This is a genomic window from Phocaeicola plebeius DSM 17135, assembly GCF_000187895.1.
GTDB lineage: Bacteria > Bacteroidota > Bacteroidia > Bacteroidales > Bacteroidaceae > Phocaeicola > Phocaeicola plebeius.
In genome coordinates this window covers 169,988-191,789 of sequence record NZ_DS990133.1, presented here as the reverse complement: position 1 = coordinate 191,789, position 21,802 = coordinate 169,988, and the positions used below count along the sequence as shown (strand labels likewise).

Genomic DNA, 21,802 nt, shown 5'->3' with positions numbered 1-21,802 from the left:
AAAGTCAGGTAGTCGGGAGTACATAGCTGAAACGCAATAAGCCAATCAGATAGCGTGCTCCCGCTTGCTGAATGAAATGTAAGGTGGGTTGTATAAATCCGTTGCCTGAAAAGGGAATTTTCCATGTAAATTCACTGGCCCATTCGTATGAAGGAGAAAATCGGGCGTAGTCGGTGAATAGTCCGCCTTCTGTTTTTCCACATTGCCAGGTGAGACCTGTGCCGGCATAACTTTTGCATCCTCTGGAGGTACCTGACTGGAATGAACCTTGCAGGAGTGCATGCAGACCGGGAGCAAGACGTTGCTCTGCATATCCCCAGATTATTTTTCTCCTTTCTTTTTTTGTCTTTTCTGGAGTTCCCTCTTCATAGTCCATATACATGCCGCTATGTAGAGCAAAGCCCACATGATAATTGCTGCCATGTTGTTGATAGTTTAGTGAAGTGATACTGAGTATTCCGTCACTTTGTGGGCAGAACCGGAATACGTTTTCTTTTCCTGAAAACCGGTAGTAACCTTTTCCGTTGTATACCGATGCTTGTAAGGACCATCGTGTGAATTGCAGTTCATAATGCAGTCCGACAGAAGCTACCGGATAATTGGCTATCTGGTAATCGGCGGACAAGGTAGGGAAGATACCACATGAACTGTTGGTGAATAACGAGGTGACAGGGGAAGTGAAATAGTCTTCATTCAAGTTCCGGATACCGAAAAAGAGCGAGGAATGACCGAACTGTTGCTGGACGCCCAATGTAGCGAAGGCAAGCGGATGGTTTTCTTCTTCGATGTTGGAAAATGTCTGAAAATCATCAGCTAGTGATTCGGTACGGGTTCTGGCTGTACTAATGGTAGCGGCTTGTAATGTCGTGTGTTTGCCTAATGAATGAGTGAAATCCAGTCTCAGCAGATTAACCCAGTTACTTCCTTGCTTGAAATCGCTTTGTAGTTCTGTGGTGTAGCTTACTTGAAGCTCCTGAGCCAGGCCGTAGTGACAGGACACTACGGCGAAGGACAGGAACAGTTTCATGAATCTTGTCATAACCATTTGGTAAAACGATGAATATACCAGTTCTTAATTAATTGAGTCAGTATGCAGTAGGACAACAGGATACCGATGAGCCAGGGGAAATAGCTTAATGGCAGTGCTTCCAGCCCGATAGAGCTTCCAAACGGGGTGAAAGGCAGCAGGATACCGATGGCCATAATCAGCAGGGTAAGTCCGGTTACTTGCCAGGAGGCACAGCTTTGTATGAAGGGGACTTTCCGGGTACGTATCATGTGCACAATCAGGGTCTGCGACAGCAAGCCTTCGATAAACCATCCGGATTGGAACAGCGTCTGATGTTCCATGCTTTGGCATCCGAACGCATACCACATCACCAGATAGGTAACGATGTCGAAAATGGAACTGATGGGGCCGATGAATATCATGAAGCGGCTCAAATCGGAGGCATCCCATTTACGTGGTTTCCGGAGGTATTCTGCATCCATCCGGTCGAACGGAATCGTGGTCTGCGAAATATCGTACAGCAGATTTTGAATCAGTAGGTGGATGGGGAGCATGGGCAGGAAGGGAAGGAACGCACTGGCTGCCATTACACTGAACATGTTTCCGAAGTTGGAACTGGCTGTCATCTTGATGTATTTGGTGATGTTACCAAATGTTTTTCTTCCTTCCAGTACACCGTCTTCTAGTACCATCAGACTTTTCTCCAGCAAGATAATGTCGGCACTTTCTTTGGCAATGTCTACAGCAGAATCTACCGAGATACCGATGTCTGACTGACGTAACGCTGCGGCATCATTGATTCCGTCGCCTAAGAAGCCTACTGTGTGCTGTTGCGCCTGAAGCAGGGTGATGATTTCCGTTTTCTGTATCGGAGTAAGTTTGGAAAATACGGTTGTCTGGTTGACTGCTTTCATTTTTTCCTCTTCACTCATCGTTTCGAAAATGGGGCCTGTCAGGGCATTGTCGGTGCGGATACCCACTTGGCGGGCGATGGTGCGAACCACCGCATCATTGTCGCCGGACAGAATCTTGATTTCAATGCCATGTTCATGCAATTGCTTGATGGCGCTGGCTGCCGATTGCTTAGGAGGATCCAGAAAAGCCAGATACCCAATCAGTACCATATCTTTCTCGTCCTCAATACGGAAATCGCAAGTCTTGTCCAGGTAGCTTTTGTGGGCTACGGCAATGACACGCATACCTTGCTTGTTCATCTGTTCAATGATGTCGCGTGCCTTGTTTTTTAGTTCGATGGTCATGGGGTGCACTTCTCCATCAAACTCAGCATGCGAGCAGATGTCCAGCATTTCCTCTACGGCTCCTTTGGTGATAATCTGTCGTTTTCCTTGACGGTCTTCTACCACTACCGACATTCTTCGCCGGGTAAAATCAAACGGGATTTCATCTACCTTTGTATAATTATCCTTCAGGTATTCTAAGGATAAGTCCTTTACGTGCGACAGAATGGCTTTGTCCATCAGGTTCTTTAATCCGGTCTGAAAGAAACTGTTGAAATAAGCGTGGCGCAAGATGCGTCGACTTTCGTCGTTGCTTCCATCGGCATTGATGTACTTTTCCAATACAATCTGGTCGCAGGTAAGGGTACCGGTTTTGTCCGTGCAGAGAATGTTCATCGCCCCGAAGTTCTGAATGGCATTCAGGTCTTTTACAATGGTTTTCTTCTTTGACATGGCTACGGCACCTTTGGCCAGGTTGGCAGTAACAATCATCGGGAGCATTTCAGGGGTAAGACCTACAGCTACCGATACGGCAAATATAAATGCTTCCAACCAGTCGCCTTTAGTCACACCGTTTACCAGGAAAACGAACGGAATCATGATGAGCATGAATCGTATCAGCAGGAAACTGACTTTGCTGATTCCCTTGTCGAAAGCTGTAGCCGCACGGTGTCCGGCAATGCCGCGGGCAATGGTGCCCAAATACGTACTGTTGCCGGTTGCAAACACGATACCGGTAGCCGATCCGCTGACTACGTTGGACCCCATGAAGCAGATGTTTTCCAGCTCAATTACACTTCCTTTGCTGTGCTTGTTTCCTTTGGCTTCCGGACGTTTCTCTATCGGGTCTGATTCTCCCGTCAGGGAAGACTGGCTTACAAACAAATCTTTTGCTTCGATGATACGCATGTCGGCAGGAATCATGTCTCCTGCAGCAATCATAACAATGTCTCCAGGAACCAGGTCTGCAATGTTGATTTCTTCATCTTGGTTACCAGCTCGTCTTACGTAACAGGTATTGGTCACCATTTTCAGTAAAGCTTCACTGGAGGCATTGGCTTTCCATTCTTGCCAGAAACGCAGTATGCTGCTGGCGATAACCATGGTCAGGATGATTATAATGGCTGTCCAGTCCTGTTCACCTGGGTTGGCCAACAGTACGTCGAGCACAAAAGAAATGATGACCAGTGCCGTGAGTACGCCGATAAAAGGATTGATAAAAGCTCTGATGAAAGTCGATATGGGGTTCTTTTTCTGTTCATGTTCCACTTCGTTCTTCCCATAGAGAGACTGTCTGGCTTCCACTTCTTCTTGTGTAAGTCCGATACGGCTTGTCTGGAAATAGCTGAAAACTGTGCCTAGTGTCTGGCTTGCTGCTAAAAATACCTTTTCGCCATTGAAGGTGAATGTGGTGCTACTTTTTCTTTTCTTCCACATGATCATTAAAATTCATAGGGTGATTACTATGTTTTCTTTTCACGTGGCAAAAGTAGGCAATGCCCCCGACAGAGGCTGTTAGAGAAATATTAGAGTGGTATTAGAAAACTATTAGAATTTGTGAGACTAATTTCCTGATACCACTCTGATGGAGTTTATGTTTCTTTGAATGGATGTGCCAAAAGATTAAATGTGAGGAAGTTCGATGATGAAGGTCGTTCCTTCTCCTTGTTTTGAATGTACGGCTATACTGCCCTGATGCAGAGCGATGATTTTCTGTGCAAGCGCCATCCCAATGCCGTGTCCTTCCGTATGCTGTTCCTGTTCTCCGCGGTAGAACAAGGTGAAAATCTTTTCTTTTTCTGCATCCGACATACCAATTCCGTCATCCGACAGACGGATAATGGTCCATTTATCCCAGTAGGAAATCTGGATGAAAGAAGATTTGTCGTCCGAATACTTGCAGTTATTCTCAATCAAGTTGGCAAAGGCAATGTTCAGAAGGTAGTCGTTGCCCATGACGGTAATCATCCGGTCGTCTTCCGCATCTTCCTGTTCAAAAATCAGTTCGATGTGGTATTCTGGATGGGCACGAAGAATGATTTCCCGTGTATCAAGTAATAATTCATCCAACCGGATTTCATGCATCTTGATTTGTTCTTTCTGGTAATCTGCTTTAGCCAAATTAAGCAGTCCGTCAATCAGTTTTGTCATTCGTCGGGCATCCTGTAGCACGTTCTGCATCGCTTGACGATATTGTGCTTCTGCACGGTCCTTCTGCAGACACAAATCCAGTTCCGCAATGAGGGCAGCCAGTGGAGTTCTCATTTCGTGAGACACGTTGCTGACAAACATTTTCTGGGAGTTGAATGAAATTTCAAGTCGCTCCAGTAGTTCATTGAAGGCCTGGCTTAATTCTCCTAATTCGTCTTTCTCGTTTCTTACAGGCAGACGCTGGTCAATACGCGAAGCGGTAATCGTTTCTGCTTCTTTTACGATTTCCCGGATAGGTTTTAAGGATGCCCGAACCAGGAAATAGCAGGTGATAAATAAAAGTAAGAGACCGATAAAAAACAGGATGACCAGTGTTTTCTGAAGCTCCAGCAGGTTGGTGTGTCCGTAACCATCGTAAGCTGCAGCCGTTACAATATAAGTCTGTCCGTTGAAAGGATAAACCATCCCGACGGCCTGGTATTTTCCGATATAAAATTCAATTTCCTTTTGTTGAAGAATCTGGGCAATCATTTCCGGATTCTCTTTGACAATATCATTGTCGATGGCGTCGTGGTAGAGCATGTGAAAGTCTGTAGTATATACAGCCACTTCCACCTCATTAATAAACTCCTTATTATTCAGGTAGATGGATTGCATGATGTCGGCATCTACCTGGTTTTGCAGGAACAGATGTACCTTAGTGACAGCTTCACTCTTCAGGTTATGGAAGAAGGTATTGCTTCGGATATGCTCGCTGACCAGATAGATTAAGGTCATGCAAAGCAGAAATACCACAGCTATGACTCCGGTATTTTTGAGCGTAAGTGCGGTTTTAATTTTCATGGCTTTTCGTCAGTAAGAATAAATCCGATTCCAGGTTTGGTATGAATCAGTTTGGTTTCAAAGTCTTTGTCTATCTTTTTGCGCAGGTAATTGATGTACACATCGATAAAGTTGGTACCGGTATCGAAGTGGGTATTCCAGACTTTTTCGGCAATTTCTATCCGGCTGATGACCCGTTCTGCATTCTGCACCATGTAAGTAAGCAGGTTGTATTCTTTCGGAGATAAACGGATGAGGTTACCTTGGCGCATCACTTCCCTGCGGTTGGTATCAATCTGCAAGTCTTTGTAGGTAAGTTTCTCGGGAGCAACAACAGATACAGTTGCTTCTGCTTTTCTTTTCAGAAGTACTTTAATGCGTGCGTTCAGTTCCCGGAAATCGAAAGGTTTTACCATGTAGTCATCTGCACCTGCATCAAATCCGTCGAGTTTGTCGTCGGTTGAGCCCAAAGCTGTCAGCATAAGTACAGGGATATGCGGATTTGCTTTGCGTATTTCTTTGCAGAGTTCAAAGCCATCCAGTTTGGGAAGAATAATATCCGAAATAACCAACTGAAAAGAGTGAGATTGGAACAGACGAAGTCCCATGGCTCCATCGTATGCCACCATGGTGTGATAGCCATTTTCTTCCAGTCCGGTTTTTAGCAAATCGGCTACTCGTTTATCGTCTTCTATGATTAAAATACTGTACATAATAATAAATTGAATAAGTCAGACAAGGTCTGTTTTTATATTTAATCAGGGAAAAGTCAAGTGGAGTAGAAAAGAAAAAGTGGAGCATACAGGACTCGAACCTGCCACCTTTTGACTGCCAGTCAAACGCTCTAGCCAGATGAGCTAATGCCCCATTTGTTTTTGAAGTTGTCACAAAGGTACAACATTATTTCAAAAAAACAAGAAACCTGCTCTATAAAACAGAAGAAAACCATTAGTTTTGCGTCGGTTTATCAAAATAGAAAAGACTTATGAATTTACAGATACGCAAGGCTACATTGGATGATTTGGACCGTTTGATGGAGATATTTGAAGAAGCCCGTCGTTTCATGTGTCGTACGGGAAACCCTAATCAGTGGATTAACGGCTATCCCCAGCGGGAACTGATACAGGAGGAAATAGAGGCTTCTCACTGTTATGTGTGTGTAACGGAAGAGGGAAGAGCAGTAGCCACCTTCTGTTTCATTCAGGGCCCCGATCCAACCTATGCACGCATTGAAAACGGGGAATGGCGAGACGACTCTCCTTATTATGTGATTCATCGGCTGGCATCCGACGGTTCCTGCAAGGGGATAGGAAAACTGTGTGTGGACTGGTGTTTCCGTCAGTGGCCGTGCCTACGAGCCGATACCCATGCGGACAACAAGGTGATGCAACATCTGCTGCTTTCTACAGGCTTTGTGTATTGTGGAATTATCTATGTGCGTAATGGAACTCCGCGACTGGCTTACCAGAAATTAGCTTAGAAAGAGACGCTTTCCCTTAATAATGCTTAATTGGTGAATATTTTCCATTGGAAATTTATTCTTTATGTAATTATTTATTTTCTTTGCAAAAAGTTTCCATTAGAAAATAATAACAAAGAAAATAAATAGTTATGAAGTATGTAATTGTAGGTGGGGTAGCAGGTGGAGCCACTGCGGCTGCCCGTATTCGGAGAAACACGGAAAAGGCTGAAATCATTCTGTTTGAGCGTGGTGAATACATCTCTTATGCCAATTGCGGTTTACCTTATTATATAGGTGGGGTAATTCAGGAGCGCGACCGCTTGTTTGTACAGACTCCGGAAGCATTCTCCACTCGTTTCCGCATCGATGTGCGGGTACGTTCGGAGGTTATGGCAATTGATACTGCCCGTAAAGAAGTAAAGGTACGTACTTCGGACGGAAAAGAATATACTGAAACATACGATAAACTGCTGCTTTCACCGGGAGCATCGCCTGTGCGTCCTCCTTTGCCGGGAATTGATAATGAAGGAATCTTTACCCTGAGAAATGTGGCAGATACAGACCGCATTAAGACTTACATGCAGAGCCATGAGATAAAGAAAGCGGTGATTGTAGGAGGTGGTTTTATTGGGTTGGAAATGGCCGAGAACCTTCATCATGCTGGTATTGAGGTGGCTGTAGTAGAGATGGCAGATCAGGTGATGGGACCGATTGATTTCTCTATGGCAGCACTGGTGCACGGTCATCTGCAACAGAAGGGTGTCAAGCTGTATCTGAAACAGGCTGTGGAAGCCTTTGAAAAGACTGATTCCGGACTGAGAGTTAAATTCCAGTCGGGTTTACAGGCAGAAGCTCAGCTGGTTATTCTTTCTATCGGTGTACGGGCTGAAACTCGTCTGGCCGTAGAAGCCGGACTGAAGTTAGGAGAAATGAAGGGTATTTATGTAAATGAATATCTACAGACTTCCGATGAGTCGGTGTATGCCGTAGGTGATGCCATTGAATATCCGCATCCGATTACCGGTAAGCCGTGGTTGAACTTCCTGGCTGGACCGGCTAACCGTCAGGCACGTATCGTAGCCGATAACATGACATTTGGCAACCGGGTGAAATATGAAGGTTCTATCGGGACAGCCATAGCGAAAGTGTTTGATTTGACCGTAGCTTCTACGGGACTTCCCGCCAAGCGTCTGAAAGCTTTTGGTATACCTTATCTGTCGGCAACCATTCACTCAGGTTCGCATGCCGGTTACTATCCCGGTTCTTTGCAGATGGACATCAAAATTACTTTCTCTCCTGAAGACGGTCGTTTGTATGGGGCACAGATTGTGGGATACAATGGAGTGGATAAGCGTATTGATGAATATGCACTGGTTATCAAGCAGAAAGGAACCGTATATGATTTGATGCAACTGGAACATGCATACGCACCTCCTTTCTCTTCAGCTAAAGATCCGGTAGCGGTGTCGGGTTATGTGGCTGGAAATATCTTGAACGGCAAGATGACTCCTCTTTATTGGAGAGAGTTGCAGCAGGCCGATTTGACTAAAGTGACCTTGGTAGACGTGCGGACAAAAGACGAGCATGAACTGGGACACATTCCTGGAGCAGTGAACGTGCCTTTGGATGAGATGCGTTCACGGATGAAGGAGATTCCATCGGACAAACCAGTTTTCTTGTATTGTGGAGTAGGGTTGCGCGGTTATCTGGCTTCTAATATTCTGAAAGAAAACGGTTATAAGGATGTGCGCAACTTGATAGGAGGTATCAAGACCTACAATGCGGCGGTTACTCCAGTTTGCCAGCCGGAAGAAACATGTGCCGTATGCTCGTGTGAGACAGCAGAAGGAAATTCGGATTGTAAAAAGGTTCATGTGGTAGATGCCTGTGGCATACAGTGTCCTGGTCCTATCTTGCGTTTGAAAAAAGGGATGGAGGAACTGAAAGCCGGTGAGCAGATGGAAATTCATGCTACGGATGCCGGATTCCCGAGAGATGCAGAGTCATGGTGTCGTACTACCGGAAACCGCTTCCTTTCTTCAAAGTCGGAAGGGGGAATCTATAAGGTAGTGGTAGAGAAAGCGACTCCTTGTGCCATAGAGGCTTCCCGTCAGGACGTGGGAGAGAAGGGAAAAACTTTCATCCTTTTCAGTGATGACCTTGACAAAACTTTGGCTACCTTTGTGCTGGCTAATGGTGCGGCGGCTACGGGCAAAAAAGTGACCATTTTCTTTACCTTCTGGGGACTGAATGCCATCAAGAAAGAACGGAAACCCTCGGTGCAGAAAGACATTTTTGGAAAAATGTTCGGCATGATGTTGCCTTCCAGCTCCCGGAAACTCAAGCTTTCAAAGATGAACATGGGAGGTATAGGTACGAAGATGATGCGTTACATCATGAATCGTAAAGGAATCGATTCGTTGGAATCACTTCGCCAGCAGGCCATTGATAATGGAGTAGAATTCATTGCTTGCCAGATGTCGATGGATGTGATGGGAGTGAAAAAGGAGGAACTGCTGGACAACGTCACCATCGGTGGGGTAGCGACCTATATGGACCGTGCCGAGGAAGCCAATGTAAATCTGTTTATTTAAGTATGGAAAAAATAAAATGTATTTGTGTGATGAGAGAGCTCTTTCGGGCTCTCTCTGAACTTGAATCCCGTTTGATGCAGTCGCATGGAGTGTCGCTGAACGAAGCCATGGTGTTATGTGCTATTGGCAAGGAGCGGGTAGCAGCTAGTACGATTGTAGAACGTACGGGACTGACTCCCTCGCATGCCTCCAAGGTGATTCGTGCGGTGGAGGAGCGGAATCTGTTAGTGCGTGCTTTAGGCGAGAAAGACAAGCGGCAAATGTATTTCTCTCTGACAAAAGAAGCGCATAACTGCCTGAAGGGAATACGCGAGCAGGGGATAGATATACCGGAACTGTTGCAACCCTTGTTTGCTTCTTATGCGGAGGGAGTATCTGATTCGTGTGAATAAAGGTGAGTGAAAGGATGAAAAAGAAGAAATTTGAATTGGAAGTACCCGGTGGAGCCGACAAAGTCTTGCTGCACACCTGTTGCGCACCGTGTTCATCGGCTATTATCGAATGCCTGTTGAATCATGGCATACGTCCTACTATTTATTATTGTAATCCGAATATCTACCCGTTGGAGGAATACAATATCCGTAAAGACGAGTGTACCCGCTATGCCGAGTCGTTGGGCTTGGATATTATAGATGCAGATTATGACCATGCATCCTGGCGTTGTACGGTGGCCGGACTTGAAAACGAACCGGAGCGCGGAGGGCGTTGCCTGAAATGCTTCAAAATGCGTCTGGCCGATACGGCCCGTTATGCACATGAGCACGGTTTTTCAGTCATCACGACCACGTTAGCTTCCTCTCGCTGGAAAAGTCTGGAGCAGATTAATGAAGCAGGGCATTGGGCTGTAGCTGCTTATCCCGATGTAACCTGGTGGGAACAGAACTGGCGCAAGGGGGGCTTGAGTGAACGCCGTATAGCCATTATCAAGGAATATAATTTCTATAACCAGCAGTATTGCGGCTGTGAATTCAGTATGCGGAAGCATGACGAAGAACCTACTCCTTCTTCTCTTCCTCCTTCTTCGTCTCAATAGGCATGGTGTTTTCCTTATAGGCGGAGAAGCCTTTTACTTTTACGCGTTCTTTTTTCTCTTCCTCGTTGATAGCTGCCTGGCCTAACTGGTTCATGTTGTCCTTTATCACATTGTGCATGTCAAAGAAATAGTCCAGCAGCATTTTCATGTGTTCTTCCAGTTCTCCTTCTCTGGGAGAGAAAAATGTGTGGCAACGGGAGTGCAGTCCGATGGTCTTCTCATCCTCGTCCACCATATAGACGGTAGTGACCAGTGAGTTTACATTGGCTAAATTGATAATCTCTTTCAGATAGGGAAGCGCTTCGTTATCGGCATTAATGGAGCCCCACCAAGGATTCCAGATCATGATAAATCGGTTCTCTTCTTCTGCTGCAATATAGAAATCGTCTCCCTGATATTTAAAGGTGATGTGATTTTCTTCATTCACCTTAGGTTGACAGCCTATTTTCTTTAGTACACTGATGACGAGGTCTTTTGTCGTGACTTCGTCCTGTTCGTCTTTTGTCATTCTTTCAATGTATTCTAACCGTTTCTGACGCTCGCGCAAGAAACGCAAGGCAAACAATACGACCGGCCAGAGGGCCAGTGCAATGACGGCAATCAATAAGGTTATTTCGCTGATGTGTGTCATGGTACGGTTTTTTAAGGTAATGAATAGATTTTTTCTTTATATATTCTAAAGATAACAATTTTATTTGAAAACGAGGAAATACATTATACTTTTTTAAACAGGAATTATGCAGCAAAACGCTGAATCCGTTGTTTATAGTATGTAATCAATTAAAGACGTAGATGTATGAAAAAAATGGTATCAATTCTGATATGCGCTCTGGCCTTGATGGTCGGACATATTCAGGCTCAAGAAGTTGAGTTGACCAAAGAAGAAAAGAAAGCTCTTCAAGAGAAAATAGACAGTATTCATCATGCAGAAGCCATGGAAGCTGTTAATGCAAAGAAGTTTACCCTTGAAGCAGATCAGGTAGTGTTTAAGTACGGGCAGACGGCCTACGTGACATCGAATACTAATTTCGTTTCTGTAGACGGAGAAAATGCGGTGGTGCAGGTAGCTTTTAATATTCCGGCTGCAGGCCCAAACGGATTGGGAGGTGTGACGGTAGACGGAAAGGTTTCTTCTTATGAAGTAAAGACTGACAAGAAAGGTACGCTGTATTTATCTATGAATGTGATGGGGACTGGCATTTCGGCTCGTTTGGATATTAGTATGCCGAAGGGAACGAACAATGCCACGGTTACCATTACTCCGAATTTTAATTCTAATCGTCTGACCCTGAACGGGGTGATACTTCCGTCTTTCAAGAGCTCAGTATTTAAAGGACGTTCAATTTAATAAAACAAGATGAATTATGAGAAAGATGTTGTTTTTTGCGTGTCTGTTGTTGGGGTTGTCGGCATGTGAGAAAGACCCTGACATGAATCAGCTGGACGCGGATTTGGTAGTCTATACCGATTATGATAAGGATGCCGACTTTGGTAGCTATAAAACCTATTTCTTGCCTGACAGTATTTTGGAGGCCGGCGGGTATCGTGCTACTTACTGGAAGGATGAGAATGCAAAGGCTATTATTAATAAGGTAGCTGCAGAAATGGATGCGCGCGGATATACTCGTATCCTTGATCCGGAAAAGAAGGAAGAAGCCAATGTGGGCTTGCAGCTTTCCTACGTAGCTCAGACAACTCAGGTCATTACCGGTGGCTATTGGGGCGGCTGGTGGGACTATGGCTTTTGGGGGCCTTGGTCCGGATGGTATTATCCGTATCCTGTATCCTATTCTTATAATACCAATACCTTGGTGATGGAGATGGTCGACCTGACTGCCGATGAGGACGGCGCACAGAAAAGCCTTCCGGTGGTGTGGTATGCCAGCGCATCTGGATTCCAGTACAGCGGACAGTTTAATCAGATGATGCTGCAGAACTCGGTGGTACAGGCTTTTGAGCAGTCACCTTATATTAAATCGGTTAATTAATTAGAGGAGGAATTTGAAATGAAGATAAATGTATTGAAAAAGATGGCACTGCTGGCCTTTATGTGTCTGGGAGTGGCTGTAAAAGGATTTTCGCAATTCGATATCAGCAAGACAACTTTGAAGGTGGACTGGCAGATGAATGCGCCTTTTTCCACTGATTTTGCAGATAAGTTGAGCGGATGGGGAATGAACTATGAGTTGGGCTATCAGTTTACGCCTCGTTGGGAAGCTGGAGTCTTTGCTTCTTTCCATACCAATCATAAGTATGTGGGACGTCAGACCTTGTCATTGTCGCCTACGGAGTCACTGACTACCGACCAACAGCGTTCGGCATTTCAAGTACCGTTTGGTGTGATGGGAGCATATAATCTTTCTACCAACCGTTATGTAAAGCCTTACATCGGAGTGAAGGCAGGTGCTATGTTTGCCCGTAATACCACTTACTTTGGTAGCGGAGGTGTGTACGACAAATCGTGGGGATTTTATGTTTCTCCGGAAATCGGTCTGAAGATCTATCCGACAGGAAAGAAATGGGGATTCCATGTAGCCGGCTACTACAGTTATGCTACCAACAAGACGCAGACATTGACTTGCGACATTGAGGGGCAGAACCATGCCGGTTTCCGTCTGGGAGTAATCTTCTGATAGAATCAGAATATAGTATAAAAGAAAAGGTCTGAACAAAAGTTCAGACCTTTTTTCGTAGCCCGTGGGGGAATCGAACCCCCCTTTCAAGAATGAAAATCTTGCGTCCTAACCGATAGACGAACGGGCCATCCTCTTGCACCGGAGTACCGTGTGCGTTATTTTTTTTTCAGTAGCCCGTGGGGGAATCGAACCCCCCTTTCAAGAATGAAAATCTTGCGTCCTAACCGATAGACGAACGGGCCATCCTGGCTTTGTGTTGAGGTGTTTCTCAATCACGGGTGCAAAGGTACGACTTATTTTTGAATATGCAAGCGTTTTGTGAAAAAAAATATGCATAATGATTCAAAAAAGTGCTGGAATGGCTTTTAAAGCCTGTCTGGAGGGAGGTGAAAAATAGACGAAAGTATGTTTGACTGAAAACACAAGTACGTTTTAGGTCAAACGCTAAAGAGTTTTGATTGAAACGCACTTGCGTTTAAGGTAAGACGCAAAGACGTTTTTTTCAAATGTCCTTGTGTTTTTTCAAAGGTAATAATTTAACCTGATTTTTACTTGTGGTGAAGATTAAAAAAGGTTCTTTAAAATTCTCATTAAACGTTCATTTTTTTTCTTCTTTAGTTTTGCTTTGGACAATTCTTTTGTGTTTTCTATGACTGATTTCTTTAATTAAGACTCACCCTCATTCAAGAACTATCTTCGGAATTGTATGATTGCTTATGGGGATGATTGGGGAATTTTGAACTTTTTGAGAATCCTGAAAATGTATATAAGCAATATTTAAAATTGGACCTTTCTGAAGCGAAGTATACGGGTATAATCTCTCTTATAATACCCTGAAACGCGTTTTTGTACAATTTTCCATGTATTTGTACAATACTAATTATACATACATTTAAATAATCTATAACATTGCAATGTAAATCAGAAATAAAAACCTTAAATATAGACGAAATAATAGAGAGGCGTATATAAACAAAAAAAGTAATTAACAAATTTATTAAAAAAGTGTATGTATGAAAAACATTAGTTTCATGGCGGTATTTGCCGCTTTCCTGTTAGCTAGTTGTAAACAGGATGCCGAAGTGAAGTTTGCTGGTGAGGAAGGTGCGAAAGTTACCTTTAGTGCATCAATCAACGAACAGAATGCTCAAGATGTATCTCGTGTTTCTGGCGTAACGTGGGATGACGGTGATGTGGTAAGTATATCTTGTGGTCCTACACAGCACAATGTTTCTTATCGCTACAATGCTGCAGACAATTCTTTTACCTCTGTTAATCGTTTTGATGAAATCTGGTTGCTGGGAAATGAAGAGTATGATGTAACAGCTTACTATCCGTTTATGGGAGAAGAAGGAACTACTCCTCCAGTTCAAAGTGTAGAGATTACTACCGAAAATCAGGCAAATGCAGAAGAACGAGTTAAATATGATTTCTTGTATGCGGCTACTAAGGCGACAAAGGCTGAGCCCAATGTGCATTTGAGTTTTAATCACGTGATGAGTCGTGTAAACCTGAAATTTGTTCCTGGAACAGATCCTGACGGAAATCCTGTTACTTTAACTAACATTGAATGTTATCTGGTTGGTATGAAGTTGAAAGGTACATTCGACACTACGACAGGTGTAGCAGCAGTAGCTGAAGATGCGGAGCTGGGTGATTTAAGACAAATATTGACAGCTGATAATGAATATACCTTCACAGCGTATTTATTGCCTCAGACAATAGGTGCAGAAGGATTGGAAATCGAAGCTGCCATGACTACAGCAGATGGTCGACGGATTTATTATTATTTGGAATTACCTGCAACTGATTGGCCTGAACTGAAATCTGGATATTCTTATAATTATACGTTGACCGCTAATGACTATATGACAGCCGATCCTACTGCTTTGGAAATTTCAGGTACAGATATTAACCCTTGGACAGAAGTAAATAAAGAAGAAACTCCCGATGCAAAGGCTTTAGGTACTGAAGCACATGTAAACGGAGCCGAATGGGGTGAAATGGAAAATGAAGAAATTGTTCCTGTTGTAAAATAATTATTTAAATGGATAAGTGATGAAAATTTATAATAACCTTTCAATATGTGCATTGGCAGGATTGCTTGCTTTTACTAGCTGTACAAAAGAGGATAGTATGGAAGGCAGTTCTGTGGCACAGTCTTTTCAGATCAGTGTTTCCGATATGGGTTTCCAGGGAATATCGGATGGACGTGCTGTGGATGAAAACTATAAGACAACTTTTGTTAAAGGAGATGCCATTGGAATGTATGGCGTAGAAAATGGTCAGCTGGTAGAGGGAATTTCCAATCGTAAATTTACTCTCAATGAAAAGGGAGTATGGGATTTGGATGGAAACCCTATAGAGTATGATAGTGAGCGTTTCAAAAATATCACATTTTATGCCTATTATCCATATCAGGAGAATGTGGTGTTTAATCCTGCTGCCGAAGATCCGTTTGCTGAGTTTGTAAGTAGCTGGGAAATTGCAGCAGATCAGGGAAGTTCAAAGTATACAAAGAGTGATTTAATGACGAGTGCAAGTCAGGCAGAAGATGGTCGTTTGCAAGGTAAAGTAACTTTTGCAATGGAACATCGTATGGCTTTAGCTGTGTTTAAAATGCCTAATTTGGTATACGACTTCACAAATGGTGGTTTGGACGATTATAGTTTGAATGTGGCTCCTAAAGAGCTGTTTATAAATGATGTGAAAACAACTCCATATTACGATGCTGCCAGTGGTACTTATATGGCTTTGGTAAAGCCTGAAACTGATTATTCTATTTCTGGTACTTATCAGGGAGCTAAGGAAATGTCATTTAGCGCAACAGGAAGTCTGGCTGGTGGTAAGGCTAAAATGTATACCATTAATGATGCTAATAAGCTAGATTACACTTTACAGATTGGTGATTACCTTTGTGCCGATGGTAATCTGGTAAGTGTAGATGCTGCAACAGTTCCTGACAATGCAATTGGTGTTGTATGTTATGTGGGTAATCCTCAGCCGCATGTGTATGCTCCAGATGCTTGTTCCGAAACTCAGGATGCTTTGTATCGTGATTATCCTAACTGTTCTCATGGGTTAGTTCTTTCTTTAAATAATGCTGTTTTACCTGATGGAACAGCTACATCTCAGTATCATACAAGCAAGAGTGGAACTTATGATACATGGTTTGATTCAGATGAGGAATGGGCTGGTAAGTTTGTTTACTGCAATTCAAATCGTGATGGTAATTTGAAGAATGATGCTTTGACTATGTTCCCGGCTTTCTTTGGTTATAACAATACGGTCTTGATGACTATGGTAACAGAAGAAGGTAAAGGTTCTCCTTCTACTTGCGATAATGCTTATAGCTTTATCGTGGCCTATCGCAATGCTGTAGCAGTTCCTTCTGCTGCGACTCCCTGGTATATTCCTTCTATTAAGGATTGGCAGCAAGTTGCTGATAATCTGACCAATATTAATAAAAGTATTATAAAAGTTGGCGGTGAAGAAATGACATCTGTTGATAGTGGTGCTTTAACAGGACATTATTGGTCAAGTACTCAACGTAATGATACGTATCAGTGGACTCATGGTATGGACGGAGGAGCATATAACTTGATTTGTGAACGTGGTTCACGTGCTGGACAATTCCGCATGATGTTAGCTTTTTAAAATCAAAAATGTAAAACGGCAATATGAATAAGAAAAAGAATTATATAAAAAGAACCGCCCTTCCTATGGCGATGCTTCTTTCAGCTGTAGCTGTTTCTCCACTTTTTGGGGAAAAGGCATATGCTGCGGTAGAAGCAACTCAACAGCAGGGAACTATCAAAGGAACGGTTGTTGATAGTAATGGTGAACCCGTTATTGGTGCGAATGTCATCATTGAAGGTACTTCTACGGGTACTATTACAGATATTGATGGTGTGTTTATGATTAATGCCAAACCTGGTACGAAATTGACAATTTCTTTCATCGGATATGAGTCGGTAACAGTACCTGCAAAAGCAAATATGCGGGTAACCTTATCAGACAATTCGACCATGCTGGGTGAGGTACAAGTAGTGGCATACGGTGTACAGAAAAAAGTCAGTGTGACTGGAGCTATTTCAAGTGTAGGTTCTGAAGAATTGCTGCGTACTCCAGTAAGTTCGGTCACTAATGTGTTGGGTGGTCAGATGACAGGTTTGACAACCGTACAGTATTCTGGTGAACCGGGTGCGGATGCAGCAGATATCCTGGTGCGTGGTAAAGCTACTTTTGGTGATTCTTCTCCGCTTATTCAGGTGGATGGTGTGGAACGAAGCATGACCGATCTTGACCCGAATGAAATTGAAAGTGTGACTGTGTTGAAGGATGCTTCTGCTACTGCCGTATTCGGTATCCGTGGTGCGAATGGTGTAATTTTGATTACTACAAAGCGTGGTAAAGAGGGAAAACCTAAAATCTCATTCTCAACTTCTGCCAGTGTGTTACAGCCGACAAAGATGGTAGAACAGGCAAACTCTTATCAGTATGCTACTTTTTATAACCAGTTGATGGCTAATGACGGACAAGATCCAGTCTTTTCGGATGCAATTATTGAGAAATTCCGGACACATTCTGATCCGATACGTTTTCCGGATACTCGTTGGGCCGATTATATTATGAAAAACTCGGCTTTACAAAGTCAGCATAATATGAGTGTATCTGGAGGTACGGATAAGGTACGCTATTTTATTTCTGCCGGTGCTTATACACAAGGAGGTTTGTTTAATAGTTTTGATTTGCCGTACGATGTAAGCTATTCTTATAAACGTTTCAACTATCGTGCAAACTTCGATATTAATGTTACGAAGTCTACACTTTTGTCATTCAATGTAGCAGGAAATGTGGATAATAACAGCAAGCCTCATACCAGCCAGGGAACATCAGGTATGATTAAAAACATGTATTATGCCACTCCATTTTCTTCTCCGGGTATTGTAGACGGTAAATTTATTACTACAGCTACAGACTATGATGATGAAAGGTTGCCATTTACAGGTGGTACGGGTATGGCTTATTATGGAGCAGGATTCGATAAGACAAGTAATAATAAATTGACAGCCGACCTTATATTGGACCAGAAGCTGGACTTTATCACGAAAGGACTTTCTGTGAAACTAAAAGGTTCTTATAATAGTGGCTTTGTGGTAACCAAAACTGGTACGGGAGGAGCTGTAGCAACTTATACTCCTGTTTTACAGGAAGACGGAAGCTTGGCTTACCGTAAATCGGGTGAAAATACAGATGTAAGTTATTCTTATAGTACAGGAAAATCACGTGACTGGTATATGGAAGCCAGTTTGAACTATGCTCGCTCTTTTGGTGATCATAATGTAACAGCTTTGTTGCTTTACAATCAGTCAAAAGAATATTATTATGGAGGTAGTGGTTCACAATATCGTGATATTCCCCGTGGTTATGTAGGATTGGTTGGCCGTATTACTTATGACTGGAAGAGCCGTTATATGGCAGAGTTCAATATTGGATACAATGGTTCTGAAAACTTTGCGCCAGAACGTCGTTTTGGTACTTTCCCAGCAGGATCTATCGGTTGGATTATGAGTGAAGAAAAATGGTTCCAGCCATTAAAACCTTGGGTTAGTTTCTTCAAGTTGCGTGCCAGTGTCGGTTTGGTTGGTAATGATAAACCGTCTGATGCCAGTCTGCGATTCCTTTATTTGGCCGATCCATATCAGGTGAATAATAGTAGTTTGCCTAATAGAAATGGAGGATACGGCTATTCATTTGGTATTGAGAATAGTACGGCCAGTCTTGGTGCGATAGAGTCTTCTAAAAATAATGCAGATGTAGGATGGGAAACAGCTTTAAAGCAGAACTATGGTGTAGATATGAACTTCTTTGACGATCGTTTGCGTACATCTGTAGACTACTATAAGGAACATCGTAAAGATATTCTTTTGATAGACGGTACAGCTCCAGGCTTGCTTGGTTTTACAGTTCCTTATGCAAATCTTGGTGAAGTAAAGAGCTGGGGATGGGAATTGTCATTAAACTGGAATGATAAAATTGGAGATAATTTCCGGTATTGGGCAACATTTAATCTTTCTTATAACCAGAATGAAATTCTGGAAGATAAACAAGCTCCTCAAAGCTATGATTATCAATATACGAAAGGCCATCGTATTGGAGCACGCTCACAGTATGTATTTTTCCGTTATTATGATGAACAGACTCCAGAATTGTATGAGCAGACATTTAATCGTCCTTATCCGGAACAAATTCAGACTTTGCGCGATGGAGATGCGGTATATGTCGATTTGAATGGTGACCGAAAGATTGATGCAAATGATATGAGTTATGATTACGGTTATACAGATGATCCGGAATATATGGCAGGTGTCACGCTTGGTTTTAGCTGGAAAAACTGGGAGGTTAATACACAATGGACAGGGGCATGGAACGTGAGCCGTATGATTTCAGATGTGTTCCGTCAGCCTTTCTATTCATCTTCAGATGCTTCTCAGGGAGGTTTGTTGGCATACCATTTGGATAATACTTGGACAGAGGAAAATCCTTCACAAAGTGCTAAATATCCTCGTGCTACATTTACTAACCGTGATAATAACTATGCCACTTCTACATTGTATGAGCAGGATTCAAAATATTTGCGCTTGAAAACTTTGCAGGTTGCTTATAATTTTAATCTTCCAATAATGAAGAAGTTGGGGTTGAATACTTTCCAGTTGGCATTTAGTGGTTATAACTTGTGGACATTGACGCCTTATATGTGGGGAGATCCGGAAACTAGAGCTTCAAATGCTCCTTCTTATCCGTTGTCAAAGACCTATACTTTGAGTTTGAAACTTGGATTCTAAATAATTAAAGATAGAAAATATGAAATTAGGATATAAACTTCTGTTCGGCGCATGTGTAGCAGCTAATTTGATTGCTACGTCTTGCGTGGACGATATAAAATTCGGAAATTCATTTTTGGATAAGGCTCCGGGTGGTACTGCTACTGTAGATACGGTTTTTGGGAGTGTGGTATACACACAACAATTTCTAAATTCTATTTATGGAAGACAGTATTATGGATTGCCTTATAAGGATGATACATCCTTACCGGTGTCAAGTAGTCCGTATTGTGGTAAGGTAGAGGCTTTAACAGATTGCTGGCAATTGCATTGGCGTGATGCTCAGCTTTATTCTCAATATTACAGTGGCATTCATACCGCTAACTATAGTCGTCGTCAGGATAAATTTTGTTATAACGACGAAAAGGTTTGGGAAGTAGTGCGCTGGTGCTGGTTATTGATGGAAAATATAGATCGTGTACCAGATTTGGACGCTAATGAAAAGGCACGTATGATTGCGGAAGCCAAATGCTTGATTGCTGTACGTTACTTTGATATGTTTCGTCATTACGGAGGGCTTCCTTTACTTTATGCATCTTTTGAAGGAAACGAATCTAGTTATGAATGCCCGCGTGCTACGGTAGAAGAAACCGTAAATTATATGATTAAGATGCTGGACGAAGCTATTGATTCAGGAGCACTTCCTTGGGCTTATGGAAATGGTGCAGATGGAAGTGCGACTTATGTAGGACGTTGGACTATGGCTGGAGCTATGGCTTTGAAATGTAAAATCTGGCAATTTGCTGCATCTCCTTTGTTTAATGACAATCAGGCTTATGCCGGAGGGGCATCTGAAGCTGAGCAACAGCATCTGGTATGGTATGGAGGATATCGTCAGGAATTGTGGGACAACTGCTTGAAAGCTTGTGAAGATTTCATGCGTGAATTGAACGCCCGTGGTTTTTATGAATTGAACCAGTCTGTTAATACAACGCCTGCCGGTTATCGTTATGCCTATCGTATGGGATATATTTATCAGGGAAGTAAGGAAGTCATTCATTCTGTCAGAGTTCAGATGGGTGATGCCTTTAATTCTAGTACTTATTATTGGCATAGTTGGAGTGACCTGGGACGTAATTCTTATACTCCTACGCAGGAATATGTGGAAATGTTCCCATGGGCTGATGGAAAACCTTTCAATTGGGAAGAAACCGAATCCGAAGGTAAATTGGATGAGATGTTCATGAAAGGTACATTGGCAGAAAATAACCTTGAACTCACTCGTGACCCTCGTTTATATGAAAGCGTAATTGTAAATGGCTTACCTAAAATGTTAGACTGGTCAAATACAGCCGGTTTAATGTCTGGACAGCCTTATGAGCTTTGGGTAGGTGGTTATGACGCTGGAAATAATTCACGCGATGAAACAATGCGCTTTGCAACTGGTTATGATAACATGAAATATTACCTGGGTACTGAGTATCAGCGTCAATATTGCCAGTGGGTTACTTTGCGTCTTTCTGATATATATTTGACTTATGCAGAAGCTTTACTTCAGTCTAAAGGAGATAATGCGGGAGCTTTGACTTGGATTAATAAAGTACGTGAACGCGTGGGACTTGGTAAGTTGGAGGATTGTAATCCTGAAAAGAATCTGACTTCAAATAAGGATAATTTGTTGGAAGAGTTGTTACGCGAACGTGTCTGTGAACTTGGTATGGAAGATGCTCGCTTCTTTGATTTGATTCGTTATAAACGAGCAGACCGGTTTGAAAAAGAGTTACATGGACTTTTGATTTATCGTTTGGATGAGAATGGAAACCGTATAGAAACAAAATGGTTTGAAGGTGATCAAAATCAGGGGGCAGCTCAGCCAGTTCATTTTGACTATGAGAAGTTTACATTACATAATATCCGTCGTTATTGGTGGGATTATGGTTTTGACTCAAAATGGTATTTGTCACCGTTCCCTCAGACAGAAATAAACAAGGGATATGGACTGATTCAAAATCCTGGCTGGTGATTGGTAA

16 protein-coding genes and 3 tRNA genes are annotated in these 21,802 nt (G+C 42.8%); 11 read left to right on the top strand and 8 right to left on the bottom strand.

From position 1 onward, the window contains the following. Nucleotides 1-4 precede the first annotated feature (4 nt). From BACPLE_RS13640 to BACPLE_RS13620, 5 genes are all read right to left on the bottom strand, one after another. On the bottom strand, nucleotides 5-1,039 hold the full coding sequence (locus tag BACPLE_RS13640) for a carbohydrate porin (RefSeq protein ID WP_148374565.1): 1,035 nt from the start codon (nucleotides 1,037-1,039) through the stop codon (nucleotides 5-7). Beyond that, a complete protein-coding gene (gene mgtA / locus BACPLE_RS13635) occupies nucleotides 1,036-3,690 on the bottom strand; it encodes a magnesium-translocating P-type ATPase (protein WP_007562964.1) in 2,655 nt (884 codons plus the stop codon). Before mgtA ends, BACPLE_RS13640 begins: the two co-directional genes overlap by 4 nt. A gap of 180 nt (nucleotides 3,691-3,870) precedes the next feature. After that, entirely contained in the window at nucleotides 3,871-5,241 is a 1,371-nt protein-coding gene (locus BACPLE_RS13630; protein WP_007562962.1) for a HAMP domain-containing sensor histidine kinase, read from the bottom strand. Next, nucleotides 5,238-5,933 carry a response regulator transcription factor gene (locus BACPLE_RS13625; RefSeq protein ID WP_007562960.1) on the bottom strand — a complete coding sequence of 232 codons (696 nt, stop codon included), beginning with the start codon at nucleotides 5,931-5,933 and terminating at the stop codon, nucleotides 5,238-5,240. The genes BACPLE_RS13630 and BACPLE_RS13625 overlap by 4 nt, the downstream gene beginning before the upstream one ends. Nucleotides 5,934-6,013: 80 nt before the next feature. Beyond that, nucleotides 6,014-6,087 (bottom strand) — tRNA-Ala (locus BACPLE_RS13620). A 118-nt stretch (nucleotides 6,088-6,205) separates the two neighbouring features. Here BACPLE_RS13620 and BACPLE_RS13615 point away from each other — a divergent pair. From BACPLE_RS13615 to BACPLE_RS13600, 4 genes are all read left to right on the top strand, one after another. Beyond that, a complete protein-coding gene (locus BACPLE_RS13615) occupies nucleotides 6,206-6,700 on the top strand; it encodes a GNAT family N-acetyltransferase (protein ID WP_007562958.1) in 495 nt (164 codons plus the stop codon). 131 nt (nucleotides 6,701-6,831) lie between these two features. Continuing rightward, nucleotides 6,832-9,276 carry an FAD-dependent oxidoreductase gene (locus BACPLE_RS13610; protein WP_007562956.1) on the top strand — a complete coding sequence of 815 codons (2,445 nt, stop codon included), beginning with the start codon at nucleotides 6,832-6,834 and terminating at the stop codon, nucleotides 9,274-9,276. A gap of 2 nt (nucleotides 9,277-9,278) precedes the next feature. Continuing rightward, nucleotides 9,279-9,668 carry a MarR family winged helix-turn-helix transcriptional regulator gene (locus tag BACPLE_RS13605; RefSeq protein WP_007562955.1) on the top strand — a complete coding sequence of 130 codons (390 nt, stop codon included), beginning with the start codon at nucleotides 9,279-9,281 and terminating at the stop codon, nucleotides 9,666-9,668. Nucleotides 9,669-9,682: 14 nt separating this feature from the next. Beyond that, complete coding sequence (locus tag BACPLE_RS13600; RefSeq protein ID WP_040313226.1) at nucleotides 9,683-10,309, top strand: epoxyqueuosine reductase QueH; 627 nt, start codon at nucleotides 9,683-9,685, stop codon at nucleotides 10,307-10,309. On the opposite strand, the gene BACPLE_RS13595 is transcribed toward BACPLE_RS13600, so the two are convergent. Further along, the gene (locus tag BACPLE_RS13595; RefSeq protein WP_040313288.1) at nucleotides 10,272-10,931 is read right to left on the bottom strand and encodes a hypothetical protein; all 660 of its coding nucleotides are present in this window, start codon (nucleotides 10,929-10,931) and stop codon (nucleotides 10,272-10,274) included. The genes BACPLE_RS13600 and BACPLE_RS13595 overlap by 38 nt on opposite strands. A 174-nt stretch (nucleotides 10,932-11,105) precedes the next feature. Here BACPLE_RS13595 and BACPLE_RS13590 point away from each other — a divergent pair, with 174 nt between their 5' ends. Genes BACPLE_RS13590 through BACPLE_RS13580 form a run of 3 tightly spaced genes read left to right on the top strand, consistent with a single transcriptional unit; the run spans nucleotide 11,106 to nucleotide 12,942 of the window. Beyond that, nucleotides 11,106-11,657 carry a DUF4251 domain-containing protein gene (locus BACPLE_RS13590; protein WP_007562949.1) on the top strand — a complete coding sequence of 184 codons (552 nt, stop codon included), beginning with the start codon at nucleotides 11,106-11,108 and terminating at the stop codon, nucleotides 11,655-11,657. Nucleotides 11,658-11,673: 16 nt separating this feature from the next. Then, nucleotides 11,674-12,297, top strand: a complete 624-nt coding sequence (locus BACPLE_RS13585) for a DUF4136 domain-containing protein (RefSeq protein ID WP_007562947.1) — start codon at nucleotides 11,674-11,676, stop codon at nucleotides 12,295-12,297. Nucleotides 12,298-12,315: 18 nt separating this feature from the next. Then, nucleotides 12,316-12,942, top strand: coding sequence for an outer membrane beta-barrel protein (locus tag BACPLE_RS13580; RefSeq protein ID WP_007562945.1), 627 nt, complete (start codon nucleotides 12,316-12,318; stop codon nucleotides 12,940-12,942). A gap of 58 nt (nucleotides 12,943-13,000) precedes the next feature. Here BACPLE_RS13580 and BACPLE_RS13575 read toward each other — a convergent pair. Beyond that, nucleotides 13,001-13,072 (bottom strand) — tRNA-Glu (locus BACPLE_RS13575). A 43-nt stretch (nucleotides 13,073-13,115) separates the two neighbouring features. Then, nucleotides 13,116-13,187 (bottom strand) — tRNA-Glu (locus BACPLE_RS13570). A gap of 771 nt (nucleotides 13,188-13,958) precedes the next feature. Between BACPLE_RS13570 and BACPLE_RS13565 the strand changes: the two genes are divergently transcribed. From BACPLE_RS13565 to BACPLE_RS13550, 4 genes are read left to right on the top strand one after another with little or no spacing between them, the layout of a single operon-like run. Beyond that, the gene (locus BACPLE_RS13565) at nucleotides 13,959-14,984 is read left to right on the top strand and encodes a fimbrillin family protein (protein WP_007562943.1); all 1,026 of its coding nucleotides are present in this window, start codon (nucleotides 13,959-13,961) and stop codon (nucleotides 14,982-14,984) included. Nucleotides 14,985-15,003: 19 nt separating this feature from the next. Then, on the top strand, nucleotides 15,004-16,602 hold the full coding sequence (locus BACPLE_RS13560) for a fimbrillin family protein (RefSeq protein ID WP_007562941.1): 1,599 nt from the start codon (nucleotides 15,004-15,006) through the stop codon (nucleotides 16,600-16,602). A gap of 23 nt (nucleotides 16,603-16,625) precedes the next feature. After that, nucleotides 16,626-19,793, top strand: coding sequence for a SusC/RagA family TonB-linked outer membrane protein (locus BACPLE_RS13555; RefSeq protein WP_007562939.1), 3,168 nt, complete (start codon nucleotides 16,626-16,628; stop codon nucleotides 19,791-19,793). 19 nt (nucleotides 19,794-19,812) lie between these two features. Next, on the top strand, nucleotides 19,813-21,795 hold the full coding sequence (locus BACPLE_RS13550) for a RagB/SusD family nutrient uptake outer membrane protein (protein WP_007562938.1): 1,983 nt from the start codon (nucleotides 19,813-19,815) through the stop codon (nucleotides 21,793-21,795). Nucleotides 21,796-21,802: the final 7 nt, after the last annotated feature.